The organism is Marivita sp., from assembly GCF_048006345.1.
Lineage (GTDB): Bacteria > Pseudomonadota > Alphaproteobacteria > Rhodobacterales > Rhodobacteraceae > Marivita.
In genome coordinates, this window is sequence record NZ_CP180351.1 from 1000093 (window position 1) to 1020793 (window position 20701).

Annotated in this window: 22 protein-coding genes; 5 read left to right on the forward strand and 17 right to left on the reverse strand. The window is 59.9% G+C overall.

Going from position 1 to position 20701, the window contains the following annotated elements; genetic code table 11:
- Positions 1-6 precede the first annotated feature (6 nt).
- From gluQRS to guaA, 11 genes are all read right to left on the reverse strand, one after another.
- The gene (gluQRS, locus tag ACMVPR_RS04975) at positions 7-861 is read right to left on the reverse strand and encodes a tRNA glutamyl-Q(34) synthetase GluQRS (RefSeq protein ID WP_416881963.1); all 855 of its coding nucleotides are present in this window, start codon (positions 859-861) and stop codon (positions 7-9) included.
- Positions 861-2222, reverse strand: coding sequence for a methylenetetrahydrofolate--tRNA-(uracil(54)-C(5))-methyltransferase (FADH(2)-oxidizing) TrmFO (gene trmFO / locus ACMVPR_RS04980; RefSeq protein ID WP_416881964.1), 1362 nt, complete (start codon positions 2220-2222; stop codon positions 861-863). Before trmFO ends, gluQRS begins: the two co-directional genes overlap by 1 nt.
- 36 nt (positions 2223-2258) lie before the next feature.
- Positions 2259-2876, reverse strand: coding sequence for a TetR/AcrR family transcriptional regulator (locus ACMVPR_RS04985; protein ID WP_416881965.1), 618 nt, complete (start codon positions 2874-2876; stop codon positions 2259-2261).
- Positions 2869-3738: a polyphosphate kinase 2 gene (gene ppk2 / locus ACMVPR_RS04990; RefSeq protein WP_416881966.1), complete on the reverse strand. Its 870-nt coding sequence runs from the start codon at positions 3736-3738 to the stop codon at positions 2869-2871. Before ppk2 ends, ACMVPR_RS04985 begins: the two co-directional genes overlap by 8 nt.
- 52 nt (positions 3739-3790) lie before the next feature.
- Positions 3791-4744, reverse strand: coding sequence for an alpha/beta fold hydrolase (locus ACMVPR_RS04995; RefSeq protein ID WP_416881967.1), 954 nt, complete (start codon positions 4742-4744; stop codon positions 3791-3793).
- 9 nt (positions 4745-4753) lie between these two features.
- The gene (locus ACMVPR_RS05000; protein WP_416881968.1) at positions 4754-5698 is read right to left on the reverse strand and encodes a homoserine O-succinyltransferase; all 945 of its coding nucleotides are present in this window, start codon (positions 5696-5698) and stop codon (positions 4754-4756) included.
- A 3-nt stretch (positions 5699-5701) separates the two neighbouring features.
- Positions 5702-6568 carry an ATPase gene (locus tag ACMVPR_RS05005; protein WP_416881969.1) on the reverse strand — a complete coding sequence of 289 codons (867 nt, stop codon included), beginning with the start codon at positions 6566-6568 and terminating at the stop codon, positions 5702-5704.
- A gap of 156 nt (positions 6569-6724) precedes the next feature.
- A complete protein-coding gene (locus tag ACMVPR_RS05010; RefSeq protein WP_416881970.1) occupies positions 6725-8050 on the reverse strand; it encodes an OmpP1/FadL family transporter in 1326 nt (441 codons plus the stop codon).
- Between the two features lie 119 nt (positions 8051-8169).
- Positions 8170-9033 carry a DMT family transporter gene (locus ACMVPR_RS05015; RefSeq protein WP_416881971.1) on the reverse strand — a complete coding sequence of 288 codons (864 nt, stop codon included), beginning with the start codon at positions 9031-9033 and terminating at the stop codon, positions 8170-8172.
- Between the two features lie 38 nt (positions 9034-9071).
- A complete protein-coding gene (locus tag ACMVPR_RS05020) occupies positions 9072-9695 on the reverse strand; it encodes an SH3 domain-containing protein (protein WP_416881972.1) in 624 nt (207 codons plus the stop codon).
- Positions 9686-11257, reverse strand: coding sequence for a glutamine-hydrolyzing GMP synthase (gene guaA / locus ACMVPR_RS05025; RefSeq protein ID WP_292264146.1), 1572 nt, complete (start codon positions 11255-11257; stop codon positions 9686-9688). Before guaA ends, ACMVPR_RS05020 begins: the two co-directional genes overlap by 10 nt.
- Before the next feature lie 202 nt (positions 11258-11459).
- Here guaA and ACMVPR_RS05030 point away from each other — a divergent pair, with 202 nt between their 5' ends.
- Complete coding sequence (locus ACMVPR_RS05030; protein ID WP_300586519.1) at positions 11460-13004, forward strand: trimethylamine methyltransferase family protein; 1545 nt, start codon at positions 11460-11462, stop codon at positions 13002-13004.
- Here the strand turns inward: ACMVPR_RS05030 and ACMVPR_RS05035 are convergent.
- Positions 12997-13308 carry a DUF6477 family protein gene (locus ACMVPR_RS05035; RefSeq protein ID WP_416881973.1) on the reverse strand — a complete coding sequence of 104 codons (312 nt, stop codon included), beginning with the start codon at positions 13306-13308 and terminating at the stop codon, positions 12997-12999. The two genes, ACMVPR_RS05030 and ACMVPR_RS05035, sit on opposite strands and share 8 nt — an antisense overlap.
- A gap of 243 nt (positions 13309-13551) precedes the next feature.
- Here ACMVPR_RS05035 and ACMVPR_RS05040 point away from each other — a divergent pair, with 243 nt between their 5' ends.
- A complete protein-coding gene (locus ACMVPR_RS05040) occupies positions 13552-14592 on the forward strand; it encodes a DUF6456 domain-containing protein (RefSeq protein WP_416881974.1) in 1041 nt (346 codons plus the stop codon).
- Positions 14593-14782: 190 nt separating this feature from the next.
- Positions 14783-15733, forward strand: coding sequence for a lipoyl synthase (gene lipA, locus ACMVPR_RS05045; RefSeq protein ID WP_416881975.1), 951 nt, complete (start codon positions 14783-14785; stop codon positions 15731-15733).
- 23 nt (positions 15734-15756) lie between these two features.
- Here lipA and ACMVPR_RS05050 read toward each other — a convergent pair whose 3' ends face one another.
- Both ACMVPR_RS05050 and ACMVPR_RS05055 read right to left on the reverse strand, forming a co-directional pair.
- Positions 15757-16638, reverse strand: a complete 882-nt coding sequence (locus ACMVPR_RS05050; protein ID WP_416881976.1) for a c-type cytochrome — start codon at positions 16636-16638, stop codon at positions 15757-15759.
- 9 nt (positions 16639-16647) lie between these two features.
- The gene (locus tag ACMVPR_RS05055) at positions 16648-17112 is read right to left on the reverse strand and encodes a c-type cytochrome (protein WP_300586513.1); all 465 of its coding nucleotides are present in this window, start codon (positions 17110-17112) and stop codon (positions 16648-16650) included.
- Positions 17113-17209: 97 nt separating this feature from the next.
- Here ACMVPR_RS05055 and ACMVPR_RS05060 point away from each other — a divergent pair, with 97 nt between their 5' ends.
- Positions 17210-18106 carry a LysR family transcriptional regulator gene (locus ACMVPR_RS05060; RefSeq protein ID WP_416881977.1) on the forward strand — a complete coding sequence of 299 codons (897 nt, stop codon included), beginning with the start codon at positions 17210-17212 and terminating at the stop codon, positions 18104-18106.
- Here the strand turns inward: ACMVPR_RS05060 and ACMVPR_RS05065 are convergent.
- Positions 18103-18288 (reverse strand): hypothetical protein, encoded by a 186-nt coding sequence (locus tag ACMVPR_RS05065; RefSeq protein WP_416881978.1) that lies wholly within the window; start codon positions 18286-18288, stop codon positions 18103-18105. The two genes, ACMVPR_RS05060 and ACMVPR_RS05065, sit on opposite strands and share 4 nt — an antisense overlap.
- Positions 18285-18827, reverse strand: coding sequence for a hypoxanthine phosphoribosyltransferase (hpt, locus tag ACMVPR_RS05070; RefSeq protein ID WP_300586507.1), 543 nt, complete (start codon positions 18825-18827; stop codon positions 18285-18287). Before hpt ends, ACMVPR_RS05065 begins: the two co-directional genes overlap by 4 nt.
- A gap of 72 nt (positions 18828-18899) precedes the next feature.
- On the opposite strand from hpt, the gene ACMVPR_RS05075 reads away from it, so the two are divergent.
- Positions 18900-19343 (forward strand): type II toxin-antitoxin system RatA family toxin, encoded by a 444-nt coding sequence (locus ACMVPR_RS05075; protein ID WP_416881979.1) that lies wholly within the window; start codon positions 18900-18902, stop codon positions 19341-19343.
- A 54-nt stretch (positions 19344-19397) separates the two neighbouring features.
- Here ACMVPR_RS05075 and ACMVPR_RS05080 read toward each other — a convergent pair whose 3' ends face one another.
- Positions 19398-20576 carry an ammonium transporter gene (locus ACMVPR_RS05080; protein ID WP_416881980.1) on the reverse strand — a complete coding sequence of 393 codons (1179 nt, stop codon included), beginning with the start codon at positions 20574-20576 and terminating at the stop codon, positions 19398-19400.
- Positions 20577-20701: the final 125 nt, after the last annotated feature.

Sequence of the window (20701 nt, forward strand, 5' to 3'; positions counted from 1 at the left end):
TGAAGATCAGGCGGTGGTGAGACCGACCATGCCGCGGATGTCTTGAGGTGTTGCCCCTTCGGCGCGGTAGAGGGCGATGGCGCGGGCGTCGTCGCGTTTGGCGAGGCGTTTGCCATGCTCATCTCGGATCAGGCGGTGGTGATGGTAGATCGGCGTCGGCAGGCCAAGCAGCGCTTGGAGCAGCACGTGGATCGGTGTGGCGGTGGCGAGGTCTTCGCCGCGGATCACGTGGGTGATGCCTTGGGCCGCGTCATCGACCACGACACTCAGGTGATAGGCAGCTGTTTTGGTGTCGCGGCGGGCCAGGACGATATCGCCGACCTCGTCGGCCAGGTGCCCGAGCGTTAACCTTAACGCGGGATGAGTGCCGGTTTCGGTGTATTGGGGTAAGTCGGACAGGCGGTCCGTTGCGCGCGCCATGTTCAGGCGCACCGCGTCGGTGTCGGTGCGGTCTTCCCATCGACGGTTGCGGCAGGTGCCGGGATAGATCACCCCGTCGGGCCCGTGCATCGGTGCGCCTTCCTGTGGCGCAGAGGCAGCGCGACGGATGTCAGCCCGTGTGCAGCGACAGGGATAGAGCAGGCCCATCTCGCCCAACCTGTCCAGCGCTGCGTCATAAGCGGCGGTGTTGTCTGATTGGCGCAGCACGGGTGTTTCCCATGTCAGGCCAAGCCAAGCCAGATCATCATAGATTTGCGCCTCGAACGCGGGGGTACACCGCGCAGTATCGGTGTCTTCGATCCGCAGCAGGAACCGGCCCTGCGCCGCCCGTGCCATGTCATGGGCCAACAGCGCCGAATAGGCGTGGCCCAGATGGAGCTGGCCTGTTGGACTTGGGGCGAAGCGCGTCGTGAAGGCCACTATTCTGCTGCTTTGGCAGGGTCCTGTGCCGCGAGCCAGTCGCTCCAAGCGACCTTTGCGCGGTCGGTATAGGCCTTGTACCGGTCAGAGCGTCCGCGCCGCCCACCTTTGAGGCCTTCGACCGGCCGGAAGAGGCCAAAATTGACGTTCATCGGTTGGAACGTCTTGGCCTCGGCTCCGCCGGTGATGTGGTGGATCAGGGCGCCATGGGCGCTGTCCTGTGGGACGGTCGGCATCGATTGCCCGGTGATTTCAGCGGCGGCCATGCGCCCGGCCAGAAGCCCCATTGCGGCGGATTCGACATAGCCTTCGACGCCGGTGACCTGACCCGCGAAGCGGATATTGGGTTTTGACCGCAGACGCATCTGGTCATCGAGGAGCGTTGGGCTGTTCAGGAAAGTGTTGCGGTGGATGCCGCCCAGACGTGCGAAGCTTGCATTCTCAAGTCCAGGAATCATCCTGAAAACATCAGTTTGCGCACCATACTTCATCTTTGTCTGGAAGCCGACAATGTTGTAGAGCGTGCCCAACGCATTGTCGCGGCGCAGCTGGACCACAGCCCAGGGTTTGACATCGGGCTGGTGCGGATTGGTCAGGCCTACTGGCTTCATCGGTCCGTGGCGCAGGGTCTCGCGGCCCCGTTCGGCCATCACTTCGATGGGCAGGCAACCGTCGAAATATCCAGCGGTTTCGCCCTCGTGGAATTCTGTTTTGTCAGCCGCCAGAAGCGCGTCGATGAAGGCCTCGTACTGCGCTTTGTCCATCGGGCAGTTGATATAGGCGCGCTGTTCTTCCTCGGTCTCGCCCTTGTCGTAGCGCGACTGGAGCCACGCTTTGCTCATGTCGATGCTGTCGAAATAGACGATGGGCGCGATGGCGTCGAAAAAGGCCAGTCGGTCGGTGCCTGTCTCGGTCTGAATGGCCTGACCCAGCGTGGCACTGGTGAGCGGGCCGGTGGCGAAAATCCAATGCCCCTCGCCGGGAAGTTCCGTGATTTCCTCGTGGCTTACGCGCACATTTGGATGGGCGTGCAAGCGGCGGGTGATTGCGGCACTGAAGGCGTCCCGGTCAACCGCCAGCGCACCACCCGCTGGCAGGCGGTGCTGATGCGCCGTTGTGATGATCAGCCCACCGGCTTCGCGCATTTCCCAATGCAGCAGACCCACGGCGTTCTGTTCATGATCGTCCGAGCGGAAGGAGTTGGAGCACACCATCTCGCCCAGATCGCCGGTCTTGTGGGCGAAGGTTTCGACCTTGGGGCGCATTTCGTGGATCACGACGGGCACGCCGCGATTCGCGGCCTGCCACGCGGCCTCGGACCCGGCCATGCCGCCGCCGACGATGTGAAGTTCTTGTGTCATGGGGCGGATGTAGTCTGTCAGCGCGGGTTTGTCACGTCACTGATCGGGCGCGATAAGGCCCAATCCGCGCAGATAGACGCCGATCCCGGTTTCAAGCAATTCTTCGGGTGGGAAAGGTGACTTTGTCCCGGGTGAGTTGCGGGCAAAGAGTTCGACAACGCCATGGCTGAGCGCCCAGATATGGGCCGAGAACATCGTGGCGGGGGGGCGTTTCTCGGGCGGAATGTGTTGCGACAGGTCTTCCGCTGCGCGTTCCAGCACAGCCCGCGCGCGGCCCGAGGCTGCGGCAAGGTCGGGTGTGCGGTTGACCGAGATGCCGCTTTCGAACATCGCAATATAGTGGCCGGGATATTTGCGCGCAAAGGCGAGATAGGCGCGGCTCGTCGCCTCGAACGCGGCAAGCGCCGAGGGCTGGCCGTTGTCATAGGCATATTGCATCACGTCCGAGAAGATCTCGTATCCCTGTAGCGCTGCCTCCGCGATCAGGTCGTCGCGTCCTTCAAAATGGCGGTACACGGCGGCGGGGGTCACCCCGGCCTGTTTTGCGGCTTCCGACAGGGTAAACCCGGTCGGACCCTTTTCGGTGATCAGCTCGAGCGCTGCATCAACGAGGGCTTGCCGCAAATTGCCGTGATGGTAGCCGCGTTTAGCCATCCCAGATGTCCGGTCCGCCGCAGACTTTCGGATCGACCTGACCCAACGCTTTGATGTCCTTGCGGGAATAATCAAGCTGCGTCAGGACGTTGCGGATGGCTTCGAGCCGGGCACGACGTTTGTCGTCCGCCCGCACAATGGTCCAGGGTGCGTGGTCGGTATGGGTCTTGGTCAGGGTTTCTTTGATGGCATCGCTGTAGGCCTCCCATTTCTTGAGACCTTCGACGTCGATCCAGCTTAGTTTCCATTGCTTGAGCGGGTCGCTTTCCCGTTCGAGAAAGCGGCGCAGTTGCTCGGCCCGTCCGACATTCAGCCAGATCTTGAAAAGCTTGATGCCATCATCGACCAACATCTTTTCGAAATCAGGCACTTGCCGGAAGAAATGCATCCGCTGTTCGGGCGTGCAAAAGCCAAAGACATGTTCGACCACGGCCCGGTTGTACCAGCTGCGGTCAAAGAACGAGACCTCGCCTGCAGCGGGCAGGTGATCGACATAGCGCTGGAAGTACCATTGAGTCGCTTCGGTCTCGGAGGGTTTCGACAGCGCGACGACATGCGCACCGCGAGGATTAAGATTTTCGCGGAAGCGTTTGATTGTCCCTCCTTTTCCTGCGGCGTCCCGTCCTTCGAACACGATGGCGATTCGGGTGCCGGATTCCTTGGCCCAGGTCGTCATCTTCACGAGTTCGATCTGCAGCGCGGCCAGATCCTTTTCGTAGGCCTTGCACGGCATACGCTCGGAATAGGGGTAATCCGGATTGATGATGTCATCCTTGTCAGCCCGTTTGATGGCATTGCGGATGTCGTCCGGCGCGGTGTCGTTGAAAAAGGTGCTGATCGCACCATCAAAGGGAAGGTCCATGCAGGCCCCTTTCTATCGTCTGCTCTTCTTTGAATATGGGATGTTAATGCGATTAACGCAAACCCGCACGTTGCGCTGCACGATCAATCGCGTCGATGACCTCTGGTTCGGCGGCATGGTGCGGCATGTGACCGATGCCTTCCAGCACGGTCAGCGTCGCGCCTTTGATCTGCTGCGACAGAGGGATCGAGTGGATCGACAGGCCAACGGTGGTGTCTGCATCCCCATGCAGAATCTCGGTCGGGACAGTGATCGTGCCGTAACGGGTGTGCAGGGCGGTGATCTCGTCCAGCAGGTTGGCGCGTTGCATGGCGTTGGCGCGCATGGTGTCGCGGCGCAGGGTCAGCGGCGCGCCGATATAGTCTGCGTATCCTTCGGGCTCTTTCTGCGGCGCGAAAACGGATTCGATGGCGCTGTCAACGAGTGCATTGGGGACAAAGGCCGTCAGGGCTGGCACCACCGTTACGCTGCCAAGGTCGCTGGAGGTGACCTTGTAGAAAAGGCTCAGATCGCTGGTCCACGGGTTGGACGCGGCAGCGAGCAGGATCAAGGCAGACAGGCTGTCCGGCCGCTCCACCGCCCAGGCCAAGGCCACGGCTCCACCATAGCTTTGGCCCAGAACCATCGGTTTTTGCAGGCCAAGTTGATCTGACGCGTCGGCCAGAAGGGTCGCTTGTTCGATAAGCGTTGTGCCCTCGGGATTGACCCGTTCGGTATAGCCCAGTCCCGGCCTGTCAAACGCGGTCACACGGTAGCGGTCGGCCAGTTTGTCCACCAGCGAAAAGGTGAAATCGCGCAGGTTGCCGCTGGCACCGTGGATCAGCACGATATCGGGGCCGCTGCCCTTGGTCACGTAATGCACCTGCGTACCGTTCACGTCGAGGAACTGGCCAAGCGGCGGGAACCGCGCTTCGGCCCTGGTCTCGCGATAGGTGGCCGTGCAGGCCGTCGTCAGGGTCAAGGCGGCTGTCCAGCCGACAAGCCATGCCAGTGATTTGAGCGCCAAACCGGCCTCCTACCTGTTGCGCAGATCCGTGCTGGATGCGCCGATCTGCTCTATGTCGAACGGAGTCGTGAGGTAGATCTCCGACACCCAATTGCCATAGAGAAGATGCGCATGGCTGCGCCACCGGTTCTGCGGCGGTTTGGCAGGGTCGTTGTCGGGGTAGTAATTGGCAGGCACGTTGATCGGAGTGCCAGCGGCCACGTCGCGGTCGTATTCATCCTTGAGCGTGTTGCTGTCATACTCAAAATGGTTGAACACATAGAGCGCCCGGTGCGACGGGTCCTCGACAAGGCAGGGACCGGTTTCCATGCTGTCGATCAGGATCGGCAGACCCGCGTCGATGACATCGTCGCGCCGAATCTCGGTCCAGCGGCTGACGGGGATCACCATGTCATCCGAAAATCCCCGCAGATAGGGCGATGCCGGGACGAGGTTGCGGTGCCGGATGCAGCCGAATGCTTTTTGTGGCAGGTCGATCTTTGGCACGCCATGGAAGTGATTGATCATCGCCATGCCACCCCAGCAGACGCCGAACGTGGAATGCACATTGGTCTGGGTCCAGTCCATTACCCGGATCAACTCGTCCCAGTATGTCACTTCTTCAAAGGGCAAATGTTCAATCGGTGCGCCGGTGATGATCAGCCCGTCGAACTTTTCGCCGCTGTCCGCCACCTCGGCAAAGGGGCGGTAGAAACTTTCCATATGCTCGGCGGCCGTATTCTTTGTCTGGTGTTCGGACATGCGGATCAGGTTGAATTCGATCTGCAAAGGCGTGGCACCAATCAGCCGGGCAAACTGGTTTTCCGTTTGGATTTTCTTCGGCATCAGGTTCAGGAGCGCGATCCGCAGCGGGCGGATGTCCTGTTGGCTGGCCAGTTCGTCGGGAATCACCATCACGCCTTCGCGCTTGAGCACGTCGTAGGCGGGCAGGTTGTTGGGCAGTTTTATCGGCATGTCTTACGGTCTTTTCTGGTCAAGCGCGCGGGCGATCAACGCGTCGAAATTCGCGGGCGATGCGTCGGCCATCAGGTCATGGGCATCAATCGTGAGCCCCCAGCGGTCTGCCATCATCTGGTAACGCGGTTGCCTGTGTGCAAGAGCCTGCGCATAGGTCCAGCGGATGAAGGCATTCGGATCAACATCGTCTGGTTCAATATTGTTTTCACTCAGATATTGATCCCAAACGCGGGTGAGAAATTCAGGCTGATAGGCCATCGGCTTTGGCGCCTTGTCGAAGCGGCGGATCAATTCCTGAGTATGCGCCTCGTCGCCCTTGATCCAGACAAGAAGCGCGTGTTTGGACAGCTCGGCCATGATCGGATCATTGGGGTCCTCGGGATCGACCCATTCACAGATCGACCCGCCTGTGTCGCAGACGAAATGCGGGTAGCCATAAAGGTCGATGGCGCGGTCGATGAAATAACCAGTGTCCAGAAGCGCCGCCATCTCGGCGCGGCGGAACTGATCCTGCCGTTTGCGGTATTCGTCGATGGGCATCCCGCCGCGCGCCGGATCGCCGGGCTTGCCCAGATAGGCCGAGACGGGGGCGAGGTTGTGAAAGCTGATATTCGATCCGATATAGATCGAGTCTGACATCAGAAGATCGCGCAGAAACGGCACTTTCATCGCCTCGCGCTTGGCGTTGTCGGCGATGTATTCGCCCATGTACCTGGTGCCGATGCGGTAATCGATCGAGTAATGGAACCAGTCGCCACCATCGCGCAGCAGGTTCGAGATGTGGGTCTTGCCCAAGCCAGACATGGCAAACAGCACGACGCGCTTGTTCGGCGCGTTCAGCCAATCCTGTGCGGAGGTATAAATCATCTGCGCTCGTCCATGTCACACATCCCGTCGCTTGGGATTAACGGTGCGACGGGAGGGCGTCAAACGGTTGTGGGTCGGGACAAGAAAAACCCCGCCGGACGCCGGTCCGGCAGGGCTACTGTTTACGGCGTTACCGTTTAAATCCGGTGCTGCTCTTTAGAAGTCGACTGTCAGAGACAGACCAACACCCAAGGCGGTGTTGTCTTCGAATTTGACGCCCGACGCATCTTCCGCGTCGCCGAGCCACACGTATTCGATTCCTCCGCGCAGGGTCATGTTGTCCATCTTGTATTGACCGCCGACACCAAAGCTCGTGAATCCGTCGCGCGGGGACAGACGGGACGCGGTGTCGCCATTCTGTGCTTCATAGGTGACCTGTACAAAGCCAGACAGGTCTTCGGTGAAGGCGCGCCCGACGCCGAGTTTCCATGTGACGCTGTCACTTTCAAAGCCGGTTACGTTGCCGCCGGTCACGTTTTCGTATTCCGGCGTGCGGACTTCCCATTTCGACCATTCGACCCATTTGATCTGACCGAACAGCAGGGTGCCAGGCGCGATACCGGACTGAAAGTCCAGCGCAACGGACTGCGGCATTGTCACCTTGGTTTCACCACTTGTCGTATTGATGCCAAGACCATCAATGGTTTCCGACGTGCGGAAATTGTGAGTGATCTCGCTCTGCCACGACAGGGCGACTCGCAGCGCGATATCTGGGATTTCATAGGCCACACCAAGGATCGCGCCCCAGTCACCGACGCGGCTGCCGGAGGCATTGTATTCCATCGACGTGCCGAAGTCCTGCGCGGCAGCGCCCAGACCCTGAGCCTGTGCACCCAATGCCTGAGCCTGTGCCCCCAAGGACTGCGCCTGTGCGCCGAGTGCCTGAGCGGTTGCCAGATCGCCGGCCGCGCCTGCAGCCTGAGCCTGCGCACCAAGAGCCTGTGCCTCTGCACCAAGGGCCTGCGCCTGTGCGCCAAGGCCTTGAGCATTTCTTCCAACTGCGCTGCGGACAAGCAGGTCGGGAATGGTGATTTCGGCATTGCTTTCGACGTAGCGCGCACCGGCAAAGACCGACACGCGATCTGTGACGCGGTATTTACCCACAAGCGCGACCTGGTCGCTGTCCCAATCCGCGGTCAGACCGGCATAAACACCCTGAGTGTACTCAGACCCGGCGCCGTAGGGATTGTTGACATACATGCCCAAGGTGAACTTCTCGTTCAGGTCGTTCTTATAGGCAAAGCTGTAGTTGGTGTAGTTGTTCTGCATGTTGCCGGTGCTGCTTTCACCGCCGCCCAGAGCGGTCAGATCAGCAGTGTACGTGCCGGAAAGTTCCGGCATCACATGCGAAAAGCTCAACTGAACCTGATCGTTGCGTGTGAACAGAAACCCGTAATCGTTGTTTGACCGCTCGATGCCGCCTGCATGTGCAGCACCGGCGCCTACGGCAAGTGCGATAGCACTTGTCATGATTGTTTTCATTGGACCCTCATCCCTTGAGAATTTGTTCTCCTCTGCAAAATCCGTACCCAATCGCTGAAAGTTTGGTCAATTTTTACCATACGTCAGCGAACAAGTTGTGCCGTAGCGTCACATTCCTGTTACGCGCGGGTTGAGGACCAGATGTTGTAGTAGTTCGCACCGAAAATGAGAACGGCTCCGATCAGGACAAACGGGTCAAGCGGTTCGGCATAAAGCAGCACTCCGACCACGGCGATCACGGGCAGACGAGTGAAGTCGATGGGCATCACGATGGTGGCTGGTGCCAGCGACAGCGCAGTGGTGAGGCAGAAATGGGCAACAAGGCCTGCGACCGCGATCACGACGACCCAAGGCAGGTTGGCGGCGGTCGGCAGGGCGATATCACCGTCGAACCCGGCAAAGCCGAGGCCGAGCACCGCCTGCATGACGGTCAGGTAGAACAGAATGCAGGTTATGGTCTCGGTTCGGGTCAGTTTGCGGGTGAACACCGCTGATCCCGCAAAGCCGATGGCCGCCAGTGCGGCGGTCAACAGACCGATATGGAACGTGTCGGGGCTGGGGCGCGTAACCACAAGGATGCCGATGAACCCGATCACGGCCGCGATGGCCTGCGATTTTGTGAGGCGTTCACCCAAGACGAACGGGGCCAGCAGCATCACCCAGAGTGGCGAGGTGAATTCCAGCGCGAAAACCTGCGCCAGAGGAATCACGGTGATTGAATAGAACCACAGGTTCTGACCGGCGAAATGGCTGACATTGCGGATGAAGTGCAGGCCCAGCTTTTGCGCGCGCACCTCGCGAAGGGTGCCTGCGGCGCTGGCGATCGCGATGACAATCACCATGCCGATCAGGCTTCGGTACATCATGATCTCGAACGTATCGAGATCGAGACTGACCGCGCGCCCCGCAACGGCCATGGATGTGAACGACACAATAGCTCCGATCATCCAGAGACAGGCGCGGATGGTGGGAGACAGCGTCATTCTTGCCGCTCTGATGCGATAGGTGCCGGTGAGATCATCTAGTCACGGGGCAGGTGGCAGCAGCCCGACAGAAAGCGCCGTTTTCCCGGTGCGATCAGCTGCATGGTGATGGTCCACCCGTAAGACCGGTCGCTCATCCCGTCAAAACAGGTTCCGCCCGAGATCGTTGCTTCGATCACTTGGCTGTCCTCCGTGGCCAGCGTCACAAGCGCCGGACTGCCAAGGCGGCCTTCGGCGGTGACGATGTTGTCAAACGCGAAATCGGTGTCGCCGTCCACCGGGTGGGAATACCGCGCGTCAGTTCCGTAAAGACCAAGCGCCCAGAAGGGTTCGGTGCCACCACAGATCAAGCCTTGGGGCAGGGTTGTTTCGCCCAAAGTAGGAACCTCGTCGCGGGTCAGGAACCGGGTAGAGACCCAGCCGTCGCGTTCGTTGAGCGCGATGCGGGCCCAATTGCCGGTCGGGTCGAATTCAAACGCTTCGATGCGACGCGCGTCATAGGGCAGGTCGCCGATATCCGCGCTGCGCGCCGACGGCTCAGACCGCACGTTCAGCACATCATCAATCGCAACGCCGATCACGCGGTGATAGGACGGCTCTGCCATCCCCATCGCAGGCAAACACAGCGCCAGGGCGATCAGACTGGCGCGGATCACTCCCACTCGATTGTTCCCGGTGGTTTCGAGGTGATGTCATAGGTCACGCGATTGATGCCCTTGACCTCGTTGATGATCCGCGTGGCGGTCTCGCCTAGGAAATCGTGGCTGAACGGATAGTAATCCGCCGTCATGCCATCGACCGAGGTCACAGCGCGCAGGGCGCAGGCGTAATCATAGGTCCGCCCGTCGCCCATCACACCTACGGTGCGCACGGGAAGAATGGCGACGAAGGCCTGCCAGATCTCGTCATACAGGCCATGCTTGCGAATCTGGTCGATATAGACCGCATCTGCTTTACGCAGGATCTCCAGCTTTTCGCGGGTGATCTCGCCGGGGCAGCGGATGGCAAGACCAGGGCCGGGGAAGGGATGACGACCGATAAAGCTGTCGGGCAGGCCCAGTTCACGCCCCAACTCGCGCACTTCGTCCTTGAACAGCTCGCGAAGCGGCTCAACCAGCTTCAGTCCCATCTTTTCCGGTAGGCCTCCCACATTGTGGTGGCTCTTGATCGTCACGGATGGGCCGCCGCTGAAGGACACGGATTCGATCACGTCCGGATAGAGCGTCCCTTGGGCGAGGAATTCCGCGCCTTCGATCTCATTCGCGTATTTCTGGAACACGTCGATGAAGAGGCGGCCAATGATCTTTCTCTTGGTTTCCGGGTCGCTTACGCCATCAAGCTCACCCAAAAACAGCTCCTGTTCCTGTGCGTGGATCACTTGCAGGTTCATGTGATCGCGGAACATCGCAACAACCTCTTCGCCCTCGTTCAGACGCAACAGGCCGTGGTCGACGAACACGCAAGTGAGCTGGTCGCCAATCGCGTCATGCAGAAGCGCCGCCGCGACCGAACTGTCGACACCGCCGGATAGGCCGCAGATCACGCGTTTGTCGCCCACCTGTTCCTTGATCTTGCGGATCGCTTCTTCGCGGTAGGCGCCCATCGTCCAGTCGCCGGTAAAGCCCGCCATTTGGACGAAATTCTGGTAGAGCGTCTTGCCGTTCGGCGTGTGATGCACCTCGGGATGGAACTGCACCGCGTAGAACCGGCGCTCGGTGTCAGCGGTGATCGCAAACGGTGCACCGGGCGAGGTGCCCAGAACGTCGAAACCCGGAGCGATTTCAGACACATGGTCGCCGTGGCTCATCCAGACCTGTTCCCGGCCCGTGCCATCCATGAACCATCCACTCAGCAGGTCGCTGCGGGTCTCGGACGGAGTGACATAGGCGCGGCCAAACTCGGCGGTCGCGTGTTCGCCCGCTTCGACTTTGCCGCCCAGATCCTGCATCATCACCTGCTGACCATAACAGATGCCAAGGATCGGCACGCCCATCTCGTAGGCCTTTCGGGGCGGACGTGGCGAGCCTTCGCGCATCACACTGTCCGGACCACCGGAAAAGATGATCGCTTTTGGGGCAAATTCAGTCAGGAAATCATCCGTCACGTTCTGGTACGGATGAATTTCGCAATAGACATTCAGCTCGCGCAGGCGACGCGCAATCAGCTGCGTGACCTGGCTGCCGAAGTCGATGATGAGAAGGCGGTCGTGTTCTGGTGTGTTCATGGCTCCTGATAGGCAGACCCATGGAAAATGGCAATATTGCCGATGCACGGGTTTGCGCATGGCTTTGCCCCGGCGGCACCCCTGCGAATGTCGCTTTCGCAACGGACAGGACGTAATCGGTCCCTGACGCCATTCGGTCTCATATTATGGAGTGTCCACCGGCGGCATGCCGGACCCAACAGAACCCGCACGGAGTTGAATCATGGCAGAGGCAGAAACACGCAGACGGTCACGCGGTGGCGGCGGTGCGGCACGGCGCGCCGAGCGCACGGCGGTTTCTGTCGAAACGGCCAAGTACATCGAGCGCAACATCCCGAATTTCGAGATCCTGACAGAAGAAGCGCTTGAGATCATCGAAACCAACGCGGAAACCGTGCTGGCCGAGATCGGTGTGAACTTCGTCAACAATCCCGGTGCTCTGGAGTTGTGGCGCAACGCGGGCGCGGAAATCACCGGCGAACGTGTGCGCATCCCGCGTGGCCTTGCTCGCAAGCTGTGCAGCACAGCGCCCTCGACCATCACGCAGCATGCGCGCAATCCGAACCGCAACGTCGAAATCGGCGGGCGCAATCTGGTTCTGGCCCCGGTCTATGGGCCTCCCTTCGTGCATGACGCCCAAGGCGGCCGCCGCTATGCGACGATGGCCGATTTCGAGAAATTCGTGAAGCTGGGCTACATGTCCAAATGGCTGCACCATTCGGGCGGCACAGTCTGCGAACCGACAGACATTCCGGTGAACAAGCGTCACCTCGATATGCTGTTGGCACACATGACCCTATCGGACAAACCGTTCATGGGGTCGGTAACCGAACCCAGCCGCGCACAGGACAGCGTCGAGATGTGCGAGATCCTGTTCGGCAAGGACTTCGTGCAGGAAAACACGGTGATGACGTCGCTCATCAACATCAACTCGCCGATGACGTTCGACGACGTGATGATGGGCGCGCTGGAGGTTTACGCCAAGAACAATCAGGCTTGCATCGTCAGCCCCTTCATCGTCGGCGGTGCCATGGCGCCAGTGTCGGTGATGGGAACGCTGACGCAGGTTCTTGCCGAAGTCATGGCGGGTATTGCCTACAGCCAGCTCGTGCGCCCCGGTGCGCCGGTGATCTTCGGGGCTTTCGTGACTTCGATTGACATGAACTCCGGCGCGCCCACTTTCGGCACGCCCGAAGCCAGCCAGATCACCTATGGCGCCGGGCAATTGGCCCGCCGCATGAACCTGCCGTACCGCTCGGCAGGCAGCTTTACCGGATCGAAACTGCCCGACGCGCAGGCCGCATACGAGACCGCGAACAGCCTCAACATGGGCCTGCTGTCAGGCGTCAACTTCATGCTGCACGCCTGTGGTTGGCTGGAAGGCGGGCTGGTGTCGTCCTTCGAGAAATTCGTGATGGATGCCGACCAGCTTGGTGCGCTGCACAAGATGGCGCAGGGTGTCGCCATCGACGAAGACTCACAAGCCATGGGTGCGATTGCCGAAGTGGGGCCGGGCGGGCACTATCTGGGCTGCGCCCACACGCAGGCAAATTTCAAGTCCGCGTTCTGGCGGTCCGAGATTTTCGACTTCAAACCCTACGAGACATGGTCCGAGGAAGGCGCGCGCGACACGATGGCCTTGGCCACCGAACGGGTGAAGCGTCAACTCGACACCTATCAGCAGCCGCCGCTTGATGCGGGCATCCACGACGCGTTGGTTGAATACGTGGCCAAGAAGAAAGCGTCGATGCCGGATGCCTTTATGTGATCTGCATGTGACCGGCAGCCTGCGTCTGAGCACGCAGAAGCTGGGATTCCCCCATGATCGCGGTCAGAAGATCGACATGAGCGGCGATGCTGTACCCGGCATCGCCGCTTTCGCGTTTCTCGTTCATTTCGGCTTCCAACGCCATCAGCTTAAGAAGCGTCGGACCTAGGCGCATGGTCACCCCATATCCCAAAAGCCGGGGCAGCCGCGCGTCACGGCGGTAGGTCTGTGCACCGATTCGCGCGGCGCGGATCAACAATCGAGGGCGGCGCAGCGCCGAGATTTGGGACAACAGGTCTAGCATGGTCGGTTCCTTTAACTGGCAGTCAGAGAGCGGTTTCGCTGGAACCATTGCACAACTTTAGGATGTGTTGCGCGATCAAAAGAACGGCGTACGCCACTCCTTCGATTTGTTTACCATTTGGAAACAAAAGCTTTGGCAGGCGCAAAAGTTAACAAATCAGAAACAAATGCACTCTTAGGTTGATTTTTGTTTGTGGATAAATCTGTGGATTATTCCAAACGCATGTCTGAATGGGGGAATTCGATGACTGACTTGCAAACCGTCAAACAAGCAATGGGGCTCACCGCACTGTTTCCCGAGGAAGCGCGCCGTTATCTGGCGCATACCGCCGATGGGCGGCCTTTGCGAGACATCGCCCGCGAAGCAGGGTGCCACCCGTCCACCATCCTGAGGCAGGTGCGAAAACTCGAATTGCTGCGGGACGACCCCTTGGTCGACCGTGCGCTGGCTCGGGAAGGGGCGGAGACCCTTGCGGGTCAGACCACGCCTGCGGGATTGGATGCTGTTACCGAGGCGATGCGCCTTCTGTGCCATTCCCGTGCAATGATGCTCTACCGCCACGGCGTCCAGCACGCCGCCATCGTCAAGACCGTGGGCGAAGGCGATACGGTCGTTCTTGGGACCGTCGATCTGGATGTGGCTGCCGCACTTGTGCTGCGCAATTGGGTCGCGCAGGACGGGAGATCGGCGCTCAAGCGATACCGGATCACGGATGAGGGGCGCAGTTATCTGCCACGTCTAGTTGCAGCCCGCGACGCCCGTGCCGCGCGGGCAACAGGCGACCAAGTGGACTTGCTGCCCGTTGCCGAAACGGACCGCCGGTCTCGGGATCGGTCCCAACCCGGCGGCCCCGGGTCTGAAAGCCCGCTCTCCGTGCTTGCCCGGCGCAGGGGGGCGGACGGAAAACCGTTTCTCACCTCGGAATTCGTTGCGGCTGGTGACCGGCTGCATGAGGATTTCGCCATCGCGGGATTTGCGAAATCCGACCTGTTGGGCTGGGATCGGCCAGAAGCGCTGCAACCGCTTTACGACAAGGCGCAACAGATGACAGACCGGCGTCGTTCGGAAGCGGTTTGCCGCACGCTCGATGCCGTCAAGGATCTGGGCCCTGGATTAAGCGAGGTGGTCCTGCGCTGTTGCTGTCTGCGCGAGGGGCTGGAAGCCACGGAAAAACGGCTGGGATGGTCAGCCCGATCTGGCAAAGTGGTGCTGCGCATCGCGTTGCAACGGCTGAGCCTGTTCTATTCCGGCACTCGTGCCAGTCAGCGGATCCTGATTGGCTAAGCCTTGTCTGCATCCCGAAAGGGACATGGAGGGCTAAAAGCAGCTTTGGGTGGGGCCGTTATAAAAGGTGCAGGAGGTACTCGTTACTTTTGGGAATTTGAAGCTGCAACGCAGCTATGCAACACTGGTACTACCTCCTGCTTCTTTTTATGTTAGAGGATGCGAAACCTGATTAAGCGGGGAAAAACCGTTGCGCGACCTCAAGATACCAGAACAGCGCCACCCGGAAAAAGCCCATCGTCCGGACAATGCGCAACCAAAGAAACCCAGCTGGATTCGTGTAAAAGCGCCCGGAGGCGAAGGGTATAACGAAACCCGTCGCATCATGCGCGAGCACAAACTGGTCACGGTCTGCGAAGAGGCGGGCTGTCCCAATGCGGGCGAATGCTGGTCGCATGGGCACGCCACCATGATGATCATGGGCGAGATTTGCACCCGCGGCTGCACATTCTGCAACATTGCCACGGGGCGTCCCGATACGCTGGATGCGTTCGAACCGGGCCGTGTGGCGGATGCGGTGCAAAAGCTGGGCCTGAACCACGTCGTCATCACTTCGGTGGATCGCGACGATCTTGACGATGGCGGGGCCGAGCACTTTGCCCAGACCATCCGCGCCATCCGGCACCGCTCGCCCAATACGACGATTGAGATTCTGACGCCGGATTTCCTGAAATGTGGACCTGAGGCGTTGGAAACCGTCGTGGCGGCGCGTCCTGACGTGTTCAACCACAACCTTGAAACCGTGCCGGGCCTTTATCCCGAAGTGCGCCCCGGTGCGCGGTACTTCCACAGCCTGCGTCTCTTGCAGCGGGTGAAAGAGATCGACCCGTCGATCTTTACCAAGTCGGGCATCATGGTGGGCCTTGGAGAAAACCGTCAGTCCGTGATGCAGGTGATGGATGACATGCGCGCGGCGGACATCGATTTCCTGACCATTGGCCAATACCTGCAACCGACACCGAAGCACCATGCGGTAGACCGGTTTGTCACCCCTGAGGAATTCGCAGGCTATGAAAAGGCCGCTTACGGCAAAGGCTTCCTGATGGTGTCGGCAACCCCGCTCACAAGGTCGTCGTATCACGCCGGGGATGATTTCGCGCGCCTGCGCGCCAATCGCGAAGCAAAGCTGGCCAAGGTCTGATCGACCTTGGTCGCTGACTTAGGTCAGGGCAGGGCCTTCAGATAAGCTGCAACTGCCTGGCGGTCGCTGGCGGGCAGTTTGGCGAAATTCTCGATCACCGCCACCATGTGACCACCTGCGCTGTCGAAATCCGGCGTAAAGCCGGTTTCCAGATAATAGGCGATTTCGGTCGGCTCCCAAGTCAGATCAGCGGGCCGCAGCGACGGGATATTCCCGCGCCCGGTTGGGTTCGGTGCGCCTCCCAGCCAATTCGCGCGGTTCATGCCGCCCAAGGCATCGCGCGGGGTGTGGCATTCGCCGCAATGGGCCAACGCCTCGACCAGATAGCGCCCACGCTCCAGTTCAGGCGTGTCCGCTATCTGCACCACCCATGTGTCATCCAGATAAAGCAGTTTCCACACGCCAACCGACCGGCGGATGTTGAACGGAAAGCCGACCTCGTGAGGTTGGCTGGGCGTCGCGTCGGCAGGCAAGGTTTGCCAATAAGCCCAAAGATCGACCACATCCTGATCGTCCATGTGCAAATACGATCCGTAGGGGAAAGCCGGGTAATAATGCTGCCCCTCGGGCGACACGCCCTTTTTCACGGCACTGGCAAATTCACCAAGCGTCCAGCTTCCGATCCCGGCGTCTGGATGGGGGGAAATGTTGGGCGCGATGAAGGTCCCGAAATCGGATTCGAACCTTTGTCCGCCAGCAAGGATCAGCTTGGCGTCACCTTTCGCGTCGGGCGCGGCGTGGCAGGACGCGCAGCCAGAAGCGATGAATACGGTTTCACCTTTGGCCGGATCGCTGTCGCGTCCGGCCAAAGGGCTGTCGTCGATGGGCGTGGCACCCGTTACAAAAAACGCTGCTGCCGCAAGGGCAGCAAGCCCCATAGCTCCTAGACTCAATCCACGCCGCATCGATACAGATCAGTTCGCCGGAGCGCGGTAGGTGTCGTGACAGGCTTTGCAAGCGCCCCCGACTTGCCCCATCACAGGACCAAGGCCTTCAACACCACCCGCTGCGGCGGCCTGAATGGCTTTCGCGGCGGTTCCGAAATCGCCCCATTTGGCGAGGAAGTCGTCATTCTGCTCCCAGATATTCGGCTGTGCACGGGTGCCTTCAGTTGCCATGTTGTCCGAACCTGCCGGCCACATCGGGGCCTGCTGGATCATCGACACGGCCACAAGCGTGTCTGCAGCAGCTTGAGCGGCTTCTGCATTATACTCGCTCTTGCCTTGCGCCATGTCACCGATGATGCCGAGGTTGATTGCCATGATCCGGAACTGGCCCTGACGCGCCTTCAGCTGACCGGAGAAGTCGCTCTGCGCGTAAGCAGCGGTCCCGCACGCCAATGCAGCGAACGCAACGGCGAAAGTGAGGTGCTTCTTCATCAATTCATACTCCCTGAAATTTGAATGACCCAAGTCACAGTATGCCTCGCGTATGTGACAAATTAATTGTTAGAAAATGCAAAAGGGGTCGGCATTCATGCACAAGCTCAACTGGGATGATCTGAGATACGTTCTTGCGGTCGCTGACACAGGGTCAGTGAACGCAGCGGCCAAAGTGCTGGGCGTCAATCACGCCACCGTTCTGCGCCGTATCGCATCTTTCGAGGAGACTTGTGGAGGGCCGGTGTTTGAACGGGACCGCAGCGGCTACCGGTTGCGCCCGAGCCGCGCCCCGGTGATCGAGGCGGCGCGTCTTGCGGCCCAGCATGTCAGCACGGCCGAAGCTCTGATGCAGGGCAATACCAATCAGGTCGGCAAGATGCTGCGCATCACGTCGACAGACACGTTCTGTCAGACCGTACTGGCATGGATCTATCCGGCGTTGGCCCGCCGCATGCTGCCGGATCGCCTTGGCTACCTGTGCTCGAATGCGCATCTCGACATGGCGCGGCTGCATGCGGATGTCGCCTTGCGGCCAGCGATGGTGTTGCCGGACGATCTGATCGGCCGCAAACTGACCGAGATGCGCTTCAGCGTTTATGCCAAGGCCAACCGGCGTGAGGCGCAGGGATGGCTGGGCATGTCAGGTGCCTTGGAGCGATCCGGCCCGGCGCAATGGCTGACCCGCGAAATAAATCCGTCCGAGATTGTCGGAAATGCCGACAGTTTTTGCCTGCTGGCGCAGATGACCGCGAAAAGCAATGCTCAGACAATCCTGCCTTGTCTGCTTGGCGACGCCGCGCCTGACCTTGTCCGCGTAGACAGCGTGGCTCCGGATTTCCATGTTCCGGTCTGGGTCGCATGCCATCGCGATCTGGCGGGCAGCGAACGCCTTCAAAGGTTGATGGACGCGATGGAGAAACTGCTCCAGCCTCACATCCCGGCGATTGCGGGCGAAACTGTCTCTGTCCCAAAGGCCTCGGGCGGGCGTTAGCGCAGAACCCGGTTCGGCACACGTTCGGCCTCTAGCGACATCCAGTCTGGCCAGCCGACCCATGTTTCGATGGCAAACAGCACAAGACAAACGGCAATCACCGCGCATACAAGCTTCACGCGCGCCGGGCTGGGCGGGTTGCGCGCCCAGCGTGCCATCCGCAAAAGATGTTGCCAGTTCACGCCTCGGGAAACCGCACCTTCCCGATATAGGGCAGGTTGCGATTGCGCTGTGCGTAATCGATGCCATAGCCGACCACGAATTCATCCGGGATCGAAAACCCGATCCAATCGGCCGCCACATCAGCTTCGCGTCGAGACGGCTTGTCGAGCAGGGCAATCGTCCGCAACCGCCCCGGATTGCGCGATTCGAGCAGCCCCACCACGTGTTTCAGCGTATGTCCGGTGTCGACGATGTCTTCGACCACCAGCACATCCCGCCCTTCGATCTGGCCACGCAGGTCTTTGAGAATCCGCACCTCGCGGCTTGATTCCATCGCATCGCCATAAGACGACGCCTCAAGGAAATCGACCTCGACCGGCAGGTCCAGTTCGCGCACCAGATCAGCGATGAACACGAAACTGCCGCGCAGCAGACCGACGACCACCAGCTTGTTGGTGTCGCGGAATTCTTCCTTGATGGCGTGTGACAATTCCTCGATCCGGGCGGCAATGGCCTTGGCCGAGATCATTTCGTCGATGACATATGGACGCTCTGACATAGGTTTCCCTTGATTTTTCGCGCGCACAATACGACATCCCCCGCCACTGTCACGGTCAAAACAAAAGAGCAGATGCCCACACATTCCGAAACCCGCACCCTGCCGTACACGGCGCAACAGATGTACGATCTGGTCGCGGACGTGGCGAATTACCCGAAGTTTCTGCCTTGGACTGCCGCCGCGCGAATCCGCTCGCGCGAGGATCGGGGCGATCACGAGGAAATGCTGGCGGATCTGGTGATCAGCTTCAAAGTGTTCCGCGAACGCTTTGGCAGCCGCGTGGTTCTCTGGCCCGAACAACAGAAGATCGACACCGAATATCTGGATGGCCCGTTCCGCCACATGCATTCGAACTGGGCGTTCAAGGATGTGGATGGGGGTGTCGAAGTGACGTTCTTCGTCGATTTCGAATTCAAGAACCGCATCCTGCAGGGCGCGGCAGGCATGTTCTTTTACGAAGCCATGCAACGCATCGTCCGCGCCTTTGAGCGTCGCGCGGCAGAGCTTTACAGCTGAAACGCAAAAAGCGGGCTGTGAGGCCCGCTTTCCGTTTTGATGTTCATGCTGAAATCAGGAGGCGTGGTCGTATGCCCGTTCGCCGTGAACCATGATGTCGAGCCCCGAATTCTCGGTCTCCGCATCGACCCGCAGCGGCGTGATGGCTTTGACCACCAGCACGAGAACTACCGTCACCACCACGGTGAACACCCCGACAATCGCCAATGACCCCAACTGCGCGGCAAAGCTGCCTGCGCCGAAGACGGCGATCATGATCGTGCCAAAGATGCCGCCCACGCCGTGGACTGCGAACACATCCAGCGTGTCGTCGATCTTTAGCATGTTGCGGATCACGTTCACGGCTTCCTGACACAGCACACCCGCGATGGCCCCGATGATCAGCGCCTCAATCGGGCCGACAAAGCCCGAAGCCGGGGTGATAGAGGCAAGCCCCGCGATCGTGCCGGTGACCATGCCCACTAGTGACGCCTTTCCGAACTTCACCTTTTCCCAAAGCGCCCATGTCAGCGACGCAGTCGCAGCCGAGATATGCGTGACCGTCAGTGCCATCGCGGCACCGCCATCTGCAGCCAATTGCGACCCGCCATTGAAGCCGAACCAGCCGACCCAGAGCATTGCTGCACCCAGCATCACATAGCCGGGATTGTGGGGCGGGGTGACGCGATTCTTGCGCGGCCCAAGGAACACTGCGATGATCAGCGCGGCGATGCCCGCAGTTTCGTGAACCACGATGCCACCTGCAAAATCGCGCACGCCGGTTTCGCCAAAGATGCCACCATCGGCCAGAAACCCGCCGCCCCAGACCCAATGCACCACCGGTGCGTAGCACAGCAGCATCCACAGCGCCGAGAAGAGCAGCACAAAGCCAAAGCCCACACGTTCGACATAGGCACCAACGATCAGGGCAGGGGTGATAATGGCGAAGGTCATCTGGAAGGCGAAGAACAGAACCTCAGGCAACGTGCCTGACAGATCGTCAGTTCCGACGCCCATCAGGAACATCTTGCCCAAGCCGCCCCAATAGGCGTTGCCATCACCAAACGCGATGGAATACCCGAGGGCGAGCCACAGAACGCTCATCAAACAGGCAATTGCATAGCAATGCATGAACACGCTCAGCACATTTCGCGCGCGCACCAGCCCACCATAAAACAGGGCAAGCCCCGGTAGCGTCATGAAGAGCACAAGCGCTGTTGCCACGATTATCCAGGCCGTATCGGCTCCGTTCATCTGTCCCATCCTTTGATTTGGCGTTGTTGCGCGTGGTCAAAGCGGATCAGGTTCGCGGAAAAAAGAGGCAAAACTGCAAACGCACTGCCCGAAATTCATGCAGACATGGTTTTGTTTAAATATTG